General features: G+C 74.5%; 1 protein-coding gene. It reads right to left on the bottom strand.

From position 1 onward, the window contains the following. Window positions 1–6: 6 nt before the first annotated feature. Window positions 7–18,756, bottom strand: coding sequence for a non-ribosomal peptide synthetase (locus ACZ59A_RS32420; protein ID WP_470966097.1), 18,750 nt, complete (start codon window positions 18,754–18,756; stop codon window positions 7–9). Between the last annotated feature and the right edge of the window lie 6 nt (window positions 18,757–18,762).

Raw genomic sequence — 18,762 nt, 5'->3', positions numbered from 1 at the left:
CTGTCCTCACCGTTCGTCGTGGTCGCTGCCGCCCGAAGCGGCGTCTTCGAGTTCGCGCAGGATGTATTCCTCGACCAGTTCGGCGAGGGCGGAGACGGTGTGCGCGGTCATGATGTCCCGCGGCGTCAGGTCGAGGCCGAACGCCTCACCCGCCCGCGAGGCGATCAGCAGGCTGCGGACGGAGTCACCGCCCAGGGCGAAGAAGTCGTCCTCGGCGCCGACCGGCTCCACCCCCAGAACCTCGGACCAGATCTCCGCGACGACCTCCTCGGTGGGGGTCCGCGGCTCGACATGGCCGACGGCCGGTGCCGCGGTGGCGGGCCCCGGCGCGGGCAGCGCGGCACGGTCCGTCTTGCCGTTCTCGGTGAGCGGGAGGCGGTCCAGGACGGCGAACGCCGACGGCACCATGTAGCCGGGCAGGGTACGGCCCAGCTCGGCCCGCAGCTCGGCGTCGGCCGGGACGGTGGCCCCGGGGGCGAGCACGAGGTGCGCCACCAGCCTGCGCACGCCGGGCTCGTCCTCCCGGACCGTCACCACGGCCTCCGCGACCGAGGGGTGGCCGACCAGGGCGGTCTCCACCTCCCCGGCCTCGATGCGGTAGCCGTGCAGCTTGATCTGGTGGTCGGTGCGGCCCAGGTGGTGGATCCGGCCCTCGGCGTCGTAGCGGGCGAGGTCGCCGGTGCGGTACATCCGGGACCCGGCGGGCCCGAAGGGGTCCGCGAGGAACCGGGACGCGGTCAGCCCGGGGCGGTTCAGATAGCCGCGGGCCAGCGACGGACCGCTGATCCACAGCTCGCCGGGCACCCCCGGGGGCACCGGGCGCAGCCGCGCGTCGAGCAGATACACCCGGGTGTTGGGGACGGGCCGCCCGATGGGCGGCGGAGCGCCGTCGGCGACGAGCGGACCGGACCAGGTGGCGACCACGGTGGCCTCGGTGGGCCCATAGGAGTTGATCATGCGGTGGTGGGTGGCCCACCGGGTCGTCAGCTCCGGACCGCAGGCGTCCCCGCCCACGATCAGTGTGTGCAGCTCGGGCAGCTCCTTCTCGGTTCCGGGGGGCAGCGTGGCCAGCGCGGCGGGCGGGATGAGGGTGTGGGTGACGCGCTGTTCGCGCAGGACGCGCGCGAGGTGCTCGCCCAGCAGCGGCCCGGGCTCCGGCACCACGAGCGCGGCCCCGGTGGGCAGCGCCATGCACAGCTCCAGTACGGAGGCGTCGAAGCTGGGCGAGGCGAACTGCAGGACGCGGTCGCCCTCCCGCACCTCGTAGTGCTCGGCCTCGGCGGCGGCGAAGTTGCCGATCCCGCGGTGGGTGACGACCACTCCCTTGGGGGTGCCGGTGGACCCGGACGTGTAGATCACATAGGCCGGGTCGTCGGGGTCGACCGGCCGCGACCGGTCCCGGTCGGTGGGCCGGTGCGCCGCACCGCCCGGGGTGTCATCCCCGATGTCGTCGAGGGTGAGGTGCGGGGCGGCGTCGGCCAGCATCAGGGCGACGCGCTCGGCGGGGTAGCCGGGGTCGACGGGCAGATAGGCGCCGCCCGCCTTGGCCACCGCGAGCTGGGCGACGACGATCTCCACCGACCGGGGCAGCACCAGCGCGACGAGCCGCCCGGGGCCCACGCCCTGCCCGATGAGGCGGTGGGCGAGGCGGTTGGCCCGGGCGTCCAGCTCCGCGTACGACAGGCGCACCTCGGGCGCGAGGACCGCGGGCGCGTCGGGATGACGGTCCGCGGCGGCCTCGAACAGCTCCGCCAGGGTCGTCCGCGCGGCAGGCCGGGCGGTGTCGTTCCACTCCACCAGGAGCCGTTCGCGCATCGCGGCGGGCAGCGTGCCGAGCCGGTCCAGCGGCTGATCGTCGGGCGCCGCGGCGAGGGCGCCGAGGACGTGCGTCAGCTGGGCGGCCAGCCCCTGCGCGGTGGTCTCCTCGAAGAGCCGGGGGTCGTAGCCGAGTTCGACGGACAGCTCGGAGCCGGGCGAGACGACCACGGTCAGCGCGTAGTTGGTGCTCTCCAGCGCCTGGAGCTCGCGCACCCGCAGCCCGTGTTCGGCGGCTGCCGAGCTGTTGATCGGGTAGTTCTCGAACACCACCAGGCTCTCGAAGAGGTCCGACCCGCCCGGTATCTCGCTCCAGCCCTGGAGCTGGGAGAGCGGGACATGTCCGAAGCCGCGCGCGTCGGCCTGATCGGCCTGGAGCTCGCGCAGCCACGGGACGGAAGCGGCACCCTCGTGCACGGTCAGCCGCACCGGCAGCGTGTTGATGAAGATGCCGGTGATGCTGTCGGCGCCGGGCAGTTCGGTGGGCCGTCCCGAGACGGTCGCCCCGAAGCAGACGTCCGACGCTCCGCTCAAGCGAGATACGAGCAATCCCCAAGCGCCCTGGACGATCGTATTGAGAGTGAGCCGGTGCCGCCGGGCGAAGTCCTCCAGGGCCGCTGTCTCCTGCTCGCCGAGCCGGTGCGACAGCCACTGCGACGACCGGGTGGGGGCCTCCGCCGTCGGCTTGCGGTCGTAGGGGAGGGGAGTGGGCGCGGTGAACCCCGCGAGTGCCTTACGCCAGTGCGCCTCGGCCTGTGCGCGGTCCTGTCGGCCGAGCCAGGCGACGTAGTCCGCGAACGGCCTGCGGGCCTGGAGCTGCGGCTGTTCCCCCGCGGCCAGCGCCGCGTGGGCCGCGAAGACGTCCGTCAGGACCTGGAAGACGCTCCAGCCGTCGAGCAGCACATGGTGGAACGTCCACAGCACCTGCACCTCGGTCGGCGAGAGCCGGGCCAGCGTGACGCGGAGCAGCGGCGCCGCGGCGAGGTCGAGCCCCCGGGCGCGGTCCTGGTCGAGCAGCCGCCGCAGCGCGGCCTGGCGCTCGTCCTCCGTCAGACCGCTCCAGTCCAGTTCCTCGACCGGTATGGCCGCGCCGCGGCGCACGATCTGCAGCGGCTCGGGCACCCCCTGGACCACGACCTCGCTGCGCAGCACCGGGGTGCGGTCGACGACGTGCTGCCAGGCGGCGGCGAGGATCCGGGAGTCCCCGACCCCGTCGAGGATGAACGTCGCCTGCTCCACGTAGAGCCCCTGGCCGCGCTGCGCCAGCCCGTGGAAGACCAGCCCGTTCTGCGTGGGCGTCAGCGGATAGATGTCGGCCACGTCCCGGCCGTCGCCCGCCAGCCGGTCCACGGTCGCCTGGTCCAGAGCGGCCAGCGGGAAGTCCGACGGCGTGCGTCCGCCCGCCTCCGCACCCGTGCACAGCCGCATGATCGCGCGCAGCTCCTCCAGCGTCTCCTCGGCGAGCCGGAGCACCGTGTCGCGGTGATGCCGGTCCCGCGAGTAGGACCAGGTGAGTTCCAGCTTCTTGCGCTCCACCCGGCCGACCACGTCGAGGAGATGCGGCCGGGGCGCGTCCGGGCTCATGTCGCCTTCGAGACCGCTGCTCAGGGCGTGCAGCAGACCGCCGTCCGGCAGGTCCCAGTCGAGCTGGCCGAGGTAGTTGAAGCTGATCTGCGGGCCCTCGGTGAGGTCCGGCGCGGCCGCCCCCGACAGATGGCGCAGCGCCCCGTAGGACAGCCCGTTCCCGGGGATGGCCCGCAGCCGCTCCTTGACGGTCTTCAGCGCCTCCTCCAGCCCGGTCCCGGCGCCGCCGTCCAGGGCGACGGGGAACATGGAGGTGAACCAGCCGACCGTACGGGAGAGATCGACTCCCTCGAAGATCTCCTCGCGGCCGTGCCCCTCCAGCGCGACCAGCACCCGGTCCCGACCGGTCCAGCGGCTCAGCACCCGGCCCAGCGCGCACAGCAGGACATCGTTGATCCGGGTCAGATAGGCGCCCGGCACCTCCTGCAGCAGGACCCGGGTCTCCTCGGTGTCCAGCCGGACCGTCACCGCCTCCTCGCTGGCGGCGGTGTTGGGGCCCTCGCCGTCCGTGGGGAGGTCCGGGAAGCCGTGCGCGGCGGTCCAGTGGCCGCGCTCGGCGTCGAAGCCCCCGGCGACGGTGTGTTCGCTCAGCCGCCGCGACCACGCGCGGAACGAGGTGGTCTTCCGGCCGAGGCCCCCGGTCCGCCCCGCGGCGAGCTGCCGGTAGGCGGTGTCCAGATCCTCCAGCAGGATCCGCCAGGAGACCGCGTCCACCACCAGATGGTGGGCGATCAGACCGAGGACCGGGCGCTCCCCGACGCCCCGGAGGAACAGCACGGCCTTGAACAACGGCCCCTGGTCCAGCCGGAATCCGGCCCGGATCCGTGCCGCCGCCTCCCGCATGGCCGCTTCCCGCGGCCCGGGTTCGGTGGCGGACAGATCGTGGACGTCGAGCACCGGATCGCCGCCGCCCGGCGGGACGCCGTGCTGGCTCCAGTGGCCGTTCCCGGTGTGCTCGAAGCGCATCCGCAGCGCGTCGTGGTGGTCGAGCAGCGTGTCCAGCGCGGCGCGCAGCGCGGCTTCGTCCACCGGCCCGGTCAGCTCGGCGGACACCGACTGGGTGAAGTGGCCGGGGCTGTCCGGGAGGGTGTCGAAGAGCCAGTGCTGAACGGGGGTGAGCGGCACCTCGCCGACGACCGGCCCCTGTTCGGCCGCGACCGCCGTGGCCGGGACGTCCCTGGCGGCGGCGGCCAGGTCCGCGACGGTCTGGTGGACGAACAGATGGCGCGGGGTCAGCTCGATGCCCGCGCGGCGGGCCGAGGAGACGATCTGGATGCTGAGGATGGAGTCGCCGCCGAGGCTGAAGTAGTTGTCGTCGACGCCGATCCGCTCCACCCCCAGGACCTCGGCCCAGATCCCGGCGAGCACCTTCTCGGCCTCCGTCCGGGGCGGCACATGGCCGGTGGCGGGGGCGGCCCAGTCCGGGGCGGGCAGCGCCCGCCGGTCGAGCTTGCCGCTGGGGTTCAGCGGCAGCCGCTCCAGAGTGACGACGGCCGCGGGCACCATGTGGTCCGGCAGGCTCGTCGCGAGGAACGCCCGCATCGCGGCGGGCTCGACGGCCGTGGTGCCGGGAGCCGGGACGACATAGCCGACCAGCCGCTTGTGGCCCGAGGTCTCGATGACGGCCGCGGCCGCCTCGGCGACCTCGGGGTGGCGCGCCAGCGCGGCCTCGACCTCGCCCAGCTCGATGCGGAATCCCCGCACCTTGACCTGGTCGTCGGTCCGGCCGAGGTACTCCAGCTGCCCGTCCGCGTCCCAGCGCACGAGGTCGCCGGTGCGGTACATGCGGCTGCCCGCGGGGCCGAAGGGGTCGGCCGTGAAGCGGTCCGCGGTCAGCCCGGGGCGGCCGAAGTACCCCCGGGCCAGGCCCGGACCGGCGAGATACAGCTCGCCGGGCACCCCGACGGGCACCGGCCGCAGCCGCGCGTCCAGCGCGTAGGCCCGGGTGGCGGCGACCGGTGAGCCGATCGGCGGGGTCCGGCCGGGGTCGGCGGGGTCGCACACCCAGGCGGTGGCGTAGACGGTGGCCTCGGTGGGGCCGTAGATGTTGGCCACCCGGCAGCCCGGGATGGCGTTGCGGACCTCCTGGACCGTACGGGCCGCCAGCCCCTCGCCCGCCAGCACCACGGTGTCGGCCGTGACGGACACGCCGCCCTTGCCGAGCACCTGCCCGAGGGCCGAGGGCACGGCGCTGATCAGGGACGCCGTCCACGGCTCCGGCCGCTCGGCCAGGGCCAGCAGATCGCGGACGATCTCCATTGAACCACCGGCCAGCAGCGGGCAGATGATCTCGAAGACCGACACATCGAAGTTGAGCGAGGTGGACGCCACGACGTGGGAGAGCCCCGCCGCGCCGAACTCCTCCGCCGCCCAGGCGGCCAGCGCGGCGACACCCTGGTGGGTGGCCACGACGCCCTTGGGCGTACCGGTCGATCCGGAGGTGTGGATGACGTACGCCGGATGACCGGAGGTCAGCGGGGCGACGCGCTCGGCATCGCCGACGTCGTCGGCCGCGAGCCCGGACAGCGCCCGGGCGGTCTCCGCGTCGTCCAGCAGGATCCGCTCCGGACCGGCCGGGATCCGGGCAGCCGTCTCCCGGGTGGTCAGGACGGTGTCCGGGGCGATGTCGCCGATCATGAACGCGATGCGCTCCGCCGGGTACGCGGGGTCGACCGGGAGATACCCGGCGCCGGTCTTGAGCACCGCCAGCAGCGCCACCACCAGCTCCGGCGTACGCGGCAGCGACAGCGCCACGAAGCGCTCGGGACCGGCTCCCGCGCCGATCAGCAGCCGGGCCAGCCGGTTGGCGCGCTCGTTCAGCTCCCGGTACGTCAGCTGTCCGTCCGCGCCGCGCACGGCCACCGCGTCCGGGGTACGGGCAGCCTGCGCCTCGTACAGCTCCGGCAGCACCGCGCGCGGCGCCGGGGCGACACGGCCGCTGAACTCGTCCAGAATCCGGCGGGTTTCCGCCGCGCCGATCAGCGGCAGCTCCGCCAGCCGCCGGTCCGGGTCGGCCGCCATCTCGGACAGCAGCCCGTGCAGGCACCCGCCCAGCCGCTCGACCGTCGCGGCGTCGAAGGCGGCGGGGTCGTAGTCCAGCGAGATCGACACCCGCTCCTCGGGCGCCACCACGACGCTGAGCGCGTAGTTCGTCGGTTCGAGATCCCGCTCCTGATGGATTTTGAGGCCGTGGGCCGCGATGGCCTCGCTGTCGAAGGGGTAGTTCTCGAAGACCACGATGCTGTCGAAGAGACCGACGCCGCCGGGCACCTCGCTCCAGCTCTGCAGCTGGGCCAGGGACACGAACTCGAAGCGCCGGGACTCCGACTGCGCCGTCTGGAGTTCCCGCAGCCAGCTCAGCAGCGGGCTGTGGCCGTCCACCCGGACCCGGGTGGGGATGGTGTTGATGAACACCCCGACCATCGCTTCGACCCCGGGCAGCGCGGCGGGGCGGCCCGAGACGGTCGTCCCGAACGCCACGTCGTCCACGCCGCCGTAGCGGGACAGCAGCAGCCCCCAGGCGCCCTGCATCACCGTGTTCATCGTCAGCCCGTTGCGCTGGGCGACCTGCCGGAGCCGCGCGGACTCCTCCGCACCGAGGGTGACCCGGTGCGTGCCGGAGGACGCCGTACGGTGCGCCTCGGCCGCGGGCCGGTCGCGGGGCAGCTCGGTCGGGGCGGTGAAGCCCGCCAGCGCGCCGCGCCAGAACCGCTCGGCCTCCGCCGTGTCCTGCGCGCCGAGCCAGCCCAGGTACTCCCGGAAGGGCCGCCGCGCGGACACGACGGCGGCGCGTCCGGTGGTGAGCGCCGCGTACCGCTCGCACACCTCGTCGAAGACCTGCGCCGCGCTCCAGCCGTCGAGCAGCACATGGTGGAACGTCCAGATCAGCCGCACCTCGTCGGCCGACAGCCGGATCAGGGCCAGCCGGGTCAGCGGCGCGCTGCCGAGGTCGATCCCCTCGGCCCGGTCGTCGGCGAGCAGGCTGCTCAGTTCGGCCTCGCGCCACTCCTCGGACCGTCCGGTCCAGTCGTGGTGGGTGATCCGCAGGGTGGCCCGGCGCCGCACGACCTGGAGGGGCTCCGGGGTGTCCGCCCAGACCAGCTGGGTGCGCAGGATCGGGTTGGCGTCCGTGGTCCGCTGCCACGCCGTGGCCAGCGCCCGCGGGTCCGTCACCCCGGTGAGCCGCAGCTGCACCTGGTTGAAGTAGGCGTCGGACGCCGGGTCCACGAGGCTGTGGAACAGCATCCCGGCCTGCATCGGGGTCAGCGGATAGACGTCCTCCACCGACCGCCCGTCGGCGGCCACCCGGTCCACCGCGGCCTGGTCCAGCCGGGCCAGCGGGAAGTCCGACGGGGTACGGCCGCCCGCACCGGGTGCGGCGCAGTGGGCGACGATGTCCTCCAGCGCGCGGAGCATCTCCCCGGCCAGCCGGGACACCGTCTCCTCGGAGTGCGTCCCGGAGCCGTAGTACCAGGTGATCTCCAGGCGGCGCCGCTCGACCCGGCCCACGATGTCGAGCAGATGCGCCCGGGGCGACTCCGGCGCGGCGTCGCCGCCCAGACCGCCTTGCACGGTGCGGACCAGGGCGTCGTCGCCGGTGGTCCCGCCCGCGTCCGACCAGTCGAACTGGCCCAGGTAGTTGAAGCTGATCCGGGGCTCCGCCGCGTCCGCGAGCGGCGAGCCCGGCGCCAGATGGCGCAGCGCCCCGTAGCCGATGCCCTGGGCGGGCACCGCACGCAGCTGCTCCTTGACGGACTTGAGCGTCTCGCCCCAGCCGCCGCCCGGGACGTCCGCGAGGTTCGGGAGGTCCAGTGCGACCGGGAACATGGTGGTGAACCAGCCGACGGTACGGGACAGGTCCACGCCGTCGAGCAGGTGTTCCTCCCGGCCGTGCCCCTCCAGATCGACGGCGACCCGCCGCCGCCCGGTCCACTCGGCCAGCACCCGGCCCAGCGCCGAGAGCAGCACATCGTCCACGCGGGTGCGGTAGACCTCGGGGACCTGCTGGAGCAGGGCGGTGGTCCGCTCCCGGTCCAGCGTGACGGTCACCGACCGCATGGCGGCGACGGTGTTGTCGCCCTCGGCCTCGCTCCCGTCGACCGGAATCCCGGTGGCGCAGTCCGCGGCCACCGCCGTCCAGTGCGGGAGTTCGGCGTCGAAGCCACCGGCCGCGGTGTGCGCGGTCAGCCGCCGGGACCAGTCCCGTACGGAGGTGGTGCGCGCGCCCAGATCGGCCGGGGCGCCGCCGCGCACCTGGCGGTAGGCGGTCTCCAGGTCCTCCAGCAGCACGCGCCAGGAGACGCCGTCGACCACCAAGTGGTGCACGGTCAGGAAGAGCGAGGGCCGCAGGCCCTGACCCGGGCGCAGCAGCCGGGCGGCCAGCAGCGGCCCCCGCTCCAGCACGAACCCGGCGTTCGCCTCGGCCATCGCCGCCTCCTCGGCGGCCTTCCGCTCCGGCTCCCCGAGCCCCGACAGATCGACTTCCCGCAGCGGGTCCGGGCCGCTCGCGTCCGGCGGCGGGCAGTACTGCCGTACGGTCCCGTCCGCCCCGTGCGTCACGCGCATCCGCAGCGCGTCATGGTGGACCAGCAGCGCCCGCAGGGCCTGCCGGAGCGCCTCGGGGTCGGGGTCCCGGTCGAGTTCGACCAGCACGGACTGGTTGAAGTGCTCGGGCCGGGGGCTGTCCGTACCGAGGAACCAGTGCTGGATCGGGGTCAGCGGCACCTCGCCGCTCACCGGGCCCGTGTCGGCGACGGGCCGGGCGGTGGCCGTGGCGACGGTCGCGAGCGAGGCGATGGTGGGGTGCCGGAAGAGCTCCCTGGGCGTCACCGACAGGCCCGCCTGCCGGGCGCGCGAGGCGACCTGGATGCTGAGGATCGAGTCCCCGCCGAGCATGAAGAAGTTGTCCTCGACGCCGATCCGCTCCCGGCCCAGCAGCGGACCCATGATCTCCGCCAGGATCCGTTCGGCGTCGGTGCGGGGCGCCACGTACTCGGCGCCCGTCGTGGCCGCCGCCCAGTCGGGCTCGGGCAGCCGACGGCGGTCCACCTTGCCGTTGCCGGTGAGCGGGAGTTCGTCCAGGGCGATGAAGACCGCGGGCACCATGTAGTCGGGCAGCGACTGGCCCACCAGGGACCGCAGCGCCTCGGGCTCGGGCACCTCGGCGCCGCGCACCGGGACCAGATAGGCGGCCAGGAGCTTCCGTTCCTGGTCCCGCGCCAGCGCGACGACCGCCTCGGCGACGGCCGGGTGGCGGGTGAGCGCGGCCTCGATCTCGCCCGGTTCGATGCGGAAGCCGCGGATCTTCATCTGGTCGTCCGACCGGCCCACGAAGGCGAGTTCGCCGTCGGCGGTCCACGACACCAGGTCCCCGGTGCGGTACATGCGGGAGCCGGGAGGGCCGAAGGGGTCGGCGACATAGCGCTCGGCCGTCGGGCCGGACCGGTTGCGGTAGCCACGGGCGAGCCCGGCGCCCGCGATGTACAACTCGCCCGGGATGCCCGGCGGTTGCGGCTGGAGGGCGCCGTCCAGTACGTACACCCGAGTGTTGTCCATCGGCCGTCCGATGGGCAGGGTCCCGGGCAGCTCCGCACCGGCGCGGAAGGGGCGCCGGGTGGCGAAGGTCGTGGTCTCGGTGGGCCCGTAGCCGTCGACCACCGTCAGGTCCGGGCAGGCGTCGAGCACCCGGCGCACCGCCGCGGGCGGCACCGCCTCGCCGCCGGTCCACACCTCCCGGGCGCCGCGCAGGCAGTCCGGCGCCTCCTGCGCCAGAAGCCGGAACAGACCGGCGGTCAGCCACAGGCAGCTCACCCCGTGCCGGGTGATCGCGTGGCGTACGGCGTCCGCGTCCACGTCGCCCACCGGGGCCACGACGGCCGTACCGCCGCGCAGCAGCGGCACCCACACCTCGTAGGTGGAGGCGTCGAACGCCTGCGGGGAGTGCACCAGCACCCGGTCGTGGCCCGCGAAGACGCGGTCATGGGCGAGGGCGGTCACATCGCGGTGCCGGACCGCGACGCCCTTGGGCCGCCCGGTGGAGCCCGAAGTGAACATCAGATAGGCGGTGTTGTCGGGGAAGACCCGCACCGCGGGCGGGCCGGACGGCTCGTCGCCGCCCGCGCCGCCCTCGTCGCCTTCGCCGCCCGAGGCACCGGGCGCCACCAGCAGCGTCCGCCCGCCGTGCCCGAGGTCCGCGGCGGTCCGCTCCCAGGCGCGGTCGGTCAGCAGGACGTCCGCCGTCGCCTCGGCCAGCACCAGCCGGAGCCGGTCCTCGGGCGCACGGGTGTCCAGCGGTACGTACACCCCGCCCGCCTTGACGATCGCCAGCTGTGCGACCACCAGTTCCACGGACCGGTCCATCAGCACGGCCACCGGGCGTTCCGGCCCGGTCCCGAGCCCGATGAGCCGGTGCGCCAGCCGGTTGGCGCGCGCGTCCAGCTCCCGGTAGCTCACCGCGCCGCCGTCACCGTCCAGCGCGGGCGCGTCCGGCGTACGCCGTGCCTGGGCGGCGAACAGCTCGGCCACCGACCCCTCGGGCAGCGGGGCCGTGGTGTCGTTCCACTCCCGGAGCACCTGGGCGCGCCGGGCGTCGCCGAGCACCGGAAGGCGCGCGGGCGCCCGGTCCCGGCCGGTCGCCATGTTCGTCAGCAGCACCGACAGGTACTCGCCCATGCGCTGAACCGTCGCGGCGTCGAACAGGGACGGGTCGTAGCCGAGCCGCAGCGCGATCTCCTCGCCGGGGTAGACCACCAGGCTCAGCGGGTAGTTCGTCGTCTCGACGCCGTCGAGGTCCCGCAGGGCCAGCCCGTGCGCGGCGGCGAGGTCCTCGCCCACGGGGTAGTTCTCGAACACCACGATGCTGTCGAAGAGGTTCACCCGCTCTTCGAGCCGGGTCATCGACCGCAGCCGGGTGAGCGGTACGAAGTCGAACCGCCGGTCCTCGGTCTGCCGCTCCTGCAGCTCCCGCAGCCACGACAGCAGGGTGCCGTCGGTGGGCACCGGCAGCCGGGTCGGCACGGTGGTGATGAACAGACCGGTCATCGCCTCGACGCCCGGCAGCTCCGGCGGACGGCCCGAGACCGTGGTCCCGAAGACGACGTCCGCGCGGCCGGTGTACCGGGCCAGCAGCAGCGTCCAGGCCCCCTGCAGCAGGGTGTTCATGGTGAGCCCGCCGCCCCTGGCCAGCTCCGCCAGCCCGCGGGACGCGTCGGCGGGCAGCGTGACGCGCACCTCGCCGGTGGACTCCGCGTGATGGGTCTCGGTGGGCTCCCGGTCGAACGGCAGCGGGGTGGGCTCCGACAGGTCGCCGAGCCGGGAGCGCCAGTGCTCCTCGGCCTCAGCCCAGTCGCGGTCCCGCAGCCAGGCCACATAGTCGCGGAACGGGCGGCGGCTGGGCAGCGCGGCCCCCGCGCCGGACGCATGGCAGGCGAAGACGTCGGACAGCACCTGGAACAGGCTCCAGCCGTCCAGGATCAGATGGTGGAACGTCCACACCACCTGGACCTCGGTGTCGGAGAGCCGGGCGATCGCCAGCCGCATCAGCGGTGCGGCGGCCAGGTCCAGACCCCGGTCCCGGTCCTCGGCGAGGAACCGCCGCGACTCCTCCCGGCGCTCCGCCGCGGACAGTCCGCGCCAGTCGAGCTGGGTGACCGGCACCCGCACGCCGCGCTCCACCACCTGCAGCGGCTCGGGCACCCCGTCCCACTCGGCGCGGCTGCGCAGGACCGGCGTACGGTCGGCGACCCGCTGCCAGGCCGCGGCCAGCGCGCGCGGGTCGGACACCCCGTCGAGGACGAAGGAGAGCTGCTGGAAGTAGGCGCGCCGGTCGTCCTGGGACAGCCCGTGGAACAGCATGCCCGCCTGGGTGGGGGTGAGCGGGTAGACGTCCTCCACTCCGCTGCCGTCGCCCACCAGCCGGTCCACCGTGCCCTGGTCGAGGGAGGCGAGCGGGAAGTCGGACGGGGTGCGGCCGCCCGCGCCGGGCGCGGCGGCGTGCCCGGCGATGGCGCGCAGCGCCCGCAGGAATTCCCCGGCCAGCTGGTCGACGGTCTCCTCCCGGTGCAGATTCGCCGAGTAGAACCAGGTGAAGGTGAGCCGCTGGTCCTCGACCAGGCCGACCACCTCCAGCGGATGCGGCCGCGGCGACTCCGGGGAGGCATCCAGCGCCAGTTCGCGGTGGAGGCCGCGGAAGAGCCCGTCGCCGTCGCCCGCCAGCTCGAACTGGCCCAGGTAGTTGAAGCTGATCCCGGCCGTGGGACCGGCGGGGAAGCCCTCGGAGCGGGCCAGATGGCGCAGCGCCCCGTAGCCGAGGCCGCGCTGCGGCACGGCCCGCAACTGCTCCTTGACGGACTTGAGTACGTCCCCCCAGGCGTCCTCGGGAAGGCTTTCGGGAGAGCCTTCGGGAAGGCTTTCGGGAAGGCCGAGCGCCACCGGGAAGCGGGTGGTGAACCAGCCGACCGTACGGGACAGATCCACCTCCTCGAAGATCTCCTCGCGGCCGTGGCCCTCCAGGTCCACCGGCACCCGGCCGCGCCCGGTCCACCGGGTCAGTACCCGGGCCAGCGCGCTCAGCAGCACATCGTTGACCTGAGTCCGGTAGACCTCGGGCAGCGTCTGGAGCAGGGCGGTGGTCTCGTCCCGGTCGAGGGTGACGGTGACCGACCGGGCCGAGGCGTAGGTGTTCGCCCCGTCGTGGTCCACCGGCAGCGACTGATCGCAGTTCTCCGCCAGCTCGGTCCAGTACGCGGCCTCGGCGTCGAACCCGCCGGTCCGCGCGTGGTCGTTCAGCCGCCGGGCCCAGCGGCGCAGCGGGGAGGACGCGGCGGGCAGCGCGGCCGCCTCGCCCCGGGCCAGTCGGCGGTAGGCGCCGTCCATGTCCTCCAGCAGGATGCGCCAGGAGACCCCGTCCACCACGGCGTGGTGCACGGTGAGGTGGAGCACCGGCCGCCCCTCGGCACCGGCGCCCTCGTGGAGCACCGCGCGCAGCAGCGGCCCGTCCGTCAGGTCGAAGCCGCCGAGGTGGGGCTCGCCGTCGCCGGTGTGGCGGTGCAGGAGGTCGGTGGTCCCGCCGTCGTCGATCCACTGGGAGCGGGCGCCGTCCTCGTCGGGGAAGCGGGAGCGCAGGGCGTCGTGGTGGGTCACGACCGCCGCCAGGGCGCCGCGCAGCGCGTCCTCGTCCACGTCCTCGGGCAGGACGAGGGAGATCGTCTGGTTGAAGTGCCCGGCCCGCTCGGGGTCGGTCTCGAACAGCCAGTGCTGGATGGGCGTCAGCGGCAGCTCCCCGGTGGCCGCGCCCTCGTCGGCGGCGCCGGGCCGCGGCTCCGCGTCGGCGGTGAGGGCCGCGGCGTCCAGGTGCAGGGCGAGGGCGGCGATGGTCTGGTGGCGGTAGACGTCGCGCGAGGTGACGGAGAGCCCGGCCTGCCGCGCCTGCGAGACCACCTGGATGCTGAGGATCGAATCGCCGCCGAGCGAGAAGAAGTTGTCCTCGACCCCGATGCGTTCCACATGGAGGATCCGGGACCAGACCTGGGCGAGGGTCCGTTCGGTCGCGGTACGCGGCGCCACGTAGCCCGGCGCCGCCGACTGGGACCAGTCGGGGTCGGGGAGGCGGCCGCGGTCCAGCTTGCCGTTGGGGTTGAGCGGCATCCGCTCCATGGCCAGGATCGAGGCGGGCACCATGTAGTCGGGCAGGCTGCCCTGGAGGAAGGTGCGCAGCGCGGCCGGGTCCGGTGTGGTGCCCGGTGCGGGCACGACGTAGGCGATGAGCCGCTTGTGGCCGCCGGTCTCCTTCGCGACGGCGGCGGCCTCGGCGACGCCGGGGTGGCGCAGCAACGCCGTCTCGACCTCGCCGAGTTCGATGCGGAAGCCGCGGATCTTCACCTGGTCGTCGGCCCGGCCCATGTACTCCAGCTGGCCGTCGCTGCCCCAGCGCACCAGGTCACCGGTGCGGTACATGCGGCTGCCCGGCGTCCCGAAGGGGTCCGCGAGAAAGCGGTCGGCGGTCAGCGCGGGCCGGTTGAGGTAGCCCCGGGCGAGGCCCTGGCCGCCGAGGTACAGCTCACCGGTCACCCCGGGCGGCACCAGCCGCAGCGTCGGGTCCAGGACGTAGGCGCGGGTGTCCGCGACGGGCCGCCCGATCGGCGGCGCCTGCCGCGGGGTCTCGCCCGAGGAGAACCAGGCGGTGGCGTACACGGTCGCCTCGGTCGGCCCGTACATGTTGGCGATACGGCAGGTCGGCAGCGCCGCCCGGATGTCCCGTACGGTCTGGGCGGGGAGGGCCTCGCCCGCCAGGACGACGGTCCCGGCGTCGAGGCGCCCGGCGTCGATGTATCCGGGGTCGGCCTGCCCGGGGTCCCCGCCCAGCAGCCGGGCGAACACCGACGGGACGCCGCTGATCAGCCCGGTCGCGCGCGGCCGGTTCGCCGGGTCGGCGAGGGCCAGCAGATCCTGGACGACCTCGATGCTGCCGCCCGCCAGCAGCGGGCACAGGATCTCGAACACGGACACGTCGAAGTTGAGCGAGGTCGAGGCCACCACCCCGGTCAGCCGCTCCCGTCCCAGCTCGGCCTCGGCCCAGGCGGCCAGGCCCACGACGCTCCGATGGGTGACCACCACGCCCTTGGGCTTGCCGGTGGACCCGGAGGTGTAGATGACGTAGGCGGGATGGGCCGGGTCCAGCGGGCCGGTCCGGTCGGCGTCGGTGAGGTCATCGTCCGCCCGCCGTGCCAGGTCGGCGCGGACCGCGGCGTCGTCCAGCAGCAGCGGTTCGGCCCCGGCGGGCAGGCAGCCGGCCGTGTCGCCGTTGGTGAGGATCGTCGAGGGCGCGGCGTCGTCCAGCATGAACGCGATGCGCTCGGCCGGGTAGCCGGGATCCACCGGCAGATATCCGGCGCCCGCCTTGAGCACCGCCAGCAGGACGACGACCAGCTCGGCCGAGCGCGGCAGGGCCAGCGCCACCAGCCGCTCGGGGCCGACGCCCCGGTCGATCAGCAGCCGGGCGAGGCGGTTGGCGCGCCGGTTCACCTCGTCGTAGGAGAGCCGGGTCCCGCCGCAGGTCACGGCGGTCGCCCGCGGTTGCGAGGCGGCCCGCGCCGCGAAGAGTTCGGGCAGCGTCGCCCCGGTGGCGGCGCTCGTGCCGTTCGTGCCGTTCGTGCCGTTCCAGGAGTCGAGCAGCTTGTGCCACTCGGCGTCGCTCAGCATCTGGAGTTCGATGAGGGTGCTGCCGGGGTCGGCCACCATCCGGGTCAGCAGCCGGTGCAGATGCCCGGCCATCTGCTCCATCGTCCGGGCGTCGAACAGATCGGAGTTGTACTCGACGGTGAGCCCCAGCGAACCGTCGTCCCGGGGCAGGAACTCCAGCACCAGGTCGAACCGCGCGGCGGGCCGCGGCAGCGAGTGCTCGGCGATCGTCACGCCCCCGGCCTCCCGGGCGGGCACCATGGCGCCCTGCTGGACGACCAGCGCCTGCACCAGCGGGTTGCGGCTGGCGTCGCGCTTGGGGGCCAGCTCCTCGACGACCCGCTCGAACGGCAGCCGGTCGTGGCTGAAGGCGTCCAGCACCGTCTCGCGCATCGCGTCCACGAACTGCTCGACGGTGCTGTCCCCGTCGACATCGGCGCGCAGCACCAGTGTGTTGACGAAGAACCCGGCGACCGACTCCAGCTCCTTGCGGTGGCGCCCGCTGGTGACGGTGCCGAAGGAGACGTCCCGCTGGCCCGAGTAGCGCGAGAACAGGAGCGCGACGGACGCCGAGAGCAGGGTGAACAGCGTGGTGTTCCGCTCCCGGCCGAGCCGCCCGAGGGCGGCCACCAGGTCGGCGGGCAGCTCACGCCGGTGCACCGCGCCGGCGGTGGTGCGCACCGGGGGGCGGGGACGGTCGGTGGGCAGCTCCAGGGCCTGCATTCCGGCGAGCCGGTCCCGCCAGTACTTCAGATCGGTGTCCTGCCCGGGCGGGGCCGGGCAGTTCCGCTCCCAGACGGCGAAGTCCGGGTACTGCAGGGCGGGTTGGGGGAGGTCCGGGTCGGCGCCGGTGACCTCCGCCGCGTACAGCGCGGTCAGTTCGCGGACCAGCAGGCCGACCGACCAGCCGTCGGTGACGATGTGGTGCTGGGCCAGCAGCAGCACATGGTCGTCGTCGGCGAGCCGGATGAGCAGCGCCCGGGTCAGCGGGCCCTCGGCGAGGTCGTAGGGGCGGTTCAGCTCGTCGGTCAGCCGCCGGTCGACGGCGGCGTCGCGCTCCGCGGCGGGCCGCCCGCCGAGGTCGGCGTGGTCGAGCGGCACGGTGCTCTGCTCGGCGATCCGCTGCACACCGTGGCCGTCCACGGTGACGAACGTGGTGCGCAGCGCGTCGTGCCGGGCGGCCAGGGTGGCGAGCGCGCGGCGCAGGGCGCCGGTGTCGAGCGGGCCGCTCAGCCGCAGCCCGGCCCCGGTGTTGTACTCGGTGCCGCCGGAGGTCAGATCGTCCAGGAACCACAGCCGCCGCTGGGCCGCGGACAGCGGCAGCGGCCGGTCGCGGGGGGCGGGCGGGATCGGCGCCTGCGGCGCGTCGGCGCCCTCCTCCGGCAGCCGCGCGGCCAGCCGCGCCACGGTCCGGGCGTCGAGCAGCTCCCGGAGCGACAGTTCCACGCCCAGCTCGGCCCGGATCCGGGACAGCAGTTGGACGCCGAGGATGGAGTCGCCGCCCAGCCCCAGGAAGTCGTCCTCGACGCCCACGGTGTCCACCGGCAGCACCTCGGTCCAGACGCCGACCAGGGCCGCTTCGGCGGGGGTGCGCGGGGCGATGTGGCGGGAGTGCCCCTCCGCGGTGGCGGACGGGGCGGGCAGCGCCTGCCGGTCGATCTTGCGGTGCGGGGTGAGGGGGAACGCGTCCAGGACGACGTAGGCGGACGGCACCATGTGGGCGGGCAGCAGCCGGGCCACCGCGGCCCGCAGCTCCGCGGCCCGCGGCGGCGTCCCGCCACTGGTGGGCACCACATAGCCGACCAGCCGCTTCAGCCCGGGCTCGTCCTCCCGGACGGTGACGACGGCGGCCTGTACGTCCGGGTGGCGCGCCAACGCGGCCTCCACCTCGCCCAGTTCGATGCGGAAGCCGCGCACCTTGACTTGGTGGTCGGTCCGGCCGAGGAACTCCACCTCGCCGTCCGGCGTCCAGCGGGCCAGGTCACCGGTGCGGTACATCCGGGCGCCGGGCGGCCCGAAGGGGACCGCGACGAAGCGCTCCGCGGTCAGCCCCGGGCGGTCCAGATAGCCGCGGGCCACGCCCGCGCCGCTGATGTACAGCTCGCCGACCGAGCCCACCGGCACCGGCCGCATCGACTCGTCCAGCACGAACACCCGGGTATTGGGCAGCGGGCGGCCGATCGGCGGGTTGCCGGAGCCCGCCTCCAGCGCGTCCGTCCAGGTGGCCACGACGGTGGCCTCGGTCGGGCCGTAGGAGTTGACCATCCGGCGGCCCGGTGCCCACAGGTCCACCAGACCGGCGGGGCATGCCTCCGCTCCCACGATCAGGGTGCGGAACTCGGGCAGGCCGTCGTGGACCTCCTCCGCGGGCACCGTGGCCAGGGCCGCCGGGGGGATCAGGGCGTGGGTCACCCGGTGTTGCCGCAGCACGGCGGGGAGTTCGGCGCCCAGCAGCGGGCCCTCGGGGGGCACCACCAGCGCCGCCCCCGCCAGCAAGGAGGAGCACAGCTCCAGTACGGAGGCGTCAAAGCTCGGCGAGGAGAACTGGAGCACCCGGTCGCCCGGCCGGACGCGGTAGTGGCCGGCGGTGGCGGCGGAGAAGTTGCCCAGTCCGGCGTGCGGCACCAGCACGCCCTTGGGCACACCCGTCGAGCCGGAGGTGTAGATGACGTACGCCGGATGCTCCGGCAGCAGCGGGGCGAGCCGGTCCGCGTCGCAGGGGGTGTGCTCGGGGCCGGTCACGTCCCGGATGTGCGCCGGATCGTCGAGCACCACCACCGGCCGGGCGTCGGCCAGCATCATGGCCCGGCGCTCCTCCGGATGCGCGGGATCCACCGGCAGGAACGCGGCCCCCGCCTTGGCGACCGCCAGCTCGGCCACCACCAGTTCGGCCGAGCGCGGCAGGACCAGTGCCACCACGCGCTCGGGTCCCACACCGCGCCCGATGAGGTGGTGGGCCAGCCGGTTCGCCCAGGCGTCGACCTCACCGAACGACCATGTCCGGTCCCCGGCCACCAGCGCCGTGGCCCGAGGGGTACGGGCCGCCCAGGACGCGAACAGCTCACCCAGCGGCGCGCGGGAGGCGCTACGGGACGTGGCGTTCCACGCCGCGGGAGGCAGGCCCGGGGCGTCCGGGGACGCGGACGCCGAACCCGATGCGTTGTCGTACTGGTCCATCATGTCGGT

This window comes from Streptomyces sp. NPDC040405, from assembly GCF_055595765.1.
The sequence above is the reverse complement of the archived record's forward strand: the minus strand, read 5'-3'. Positions and strand labels throughout refer to the sequence as shown.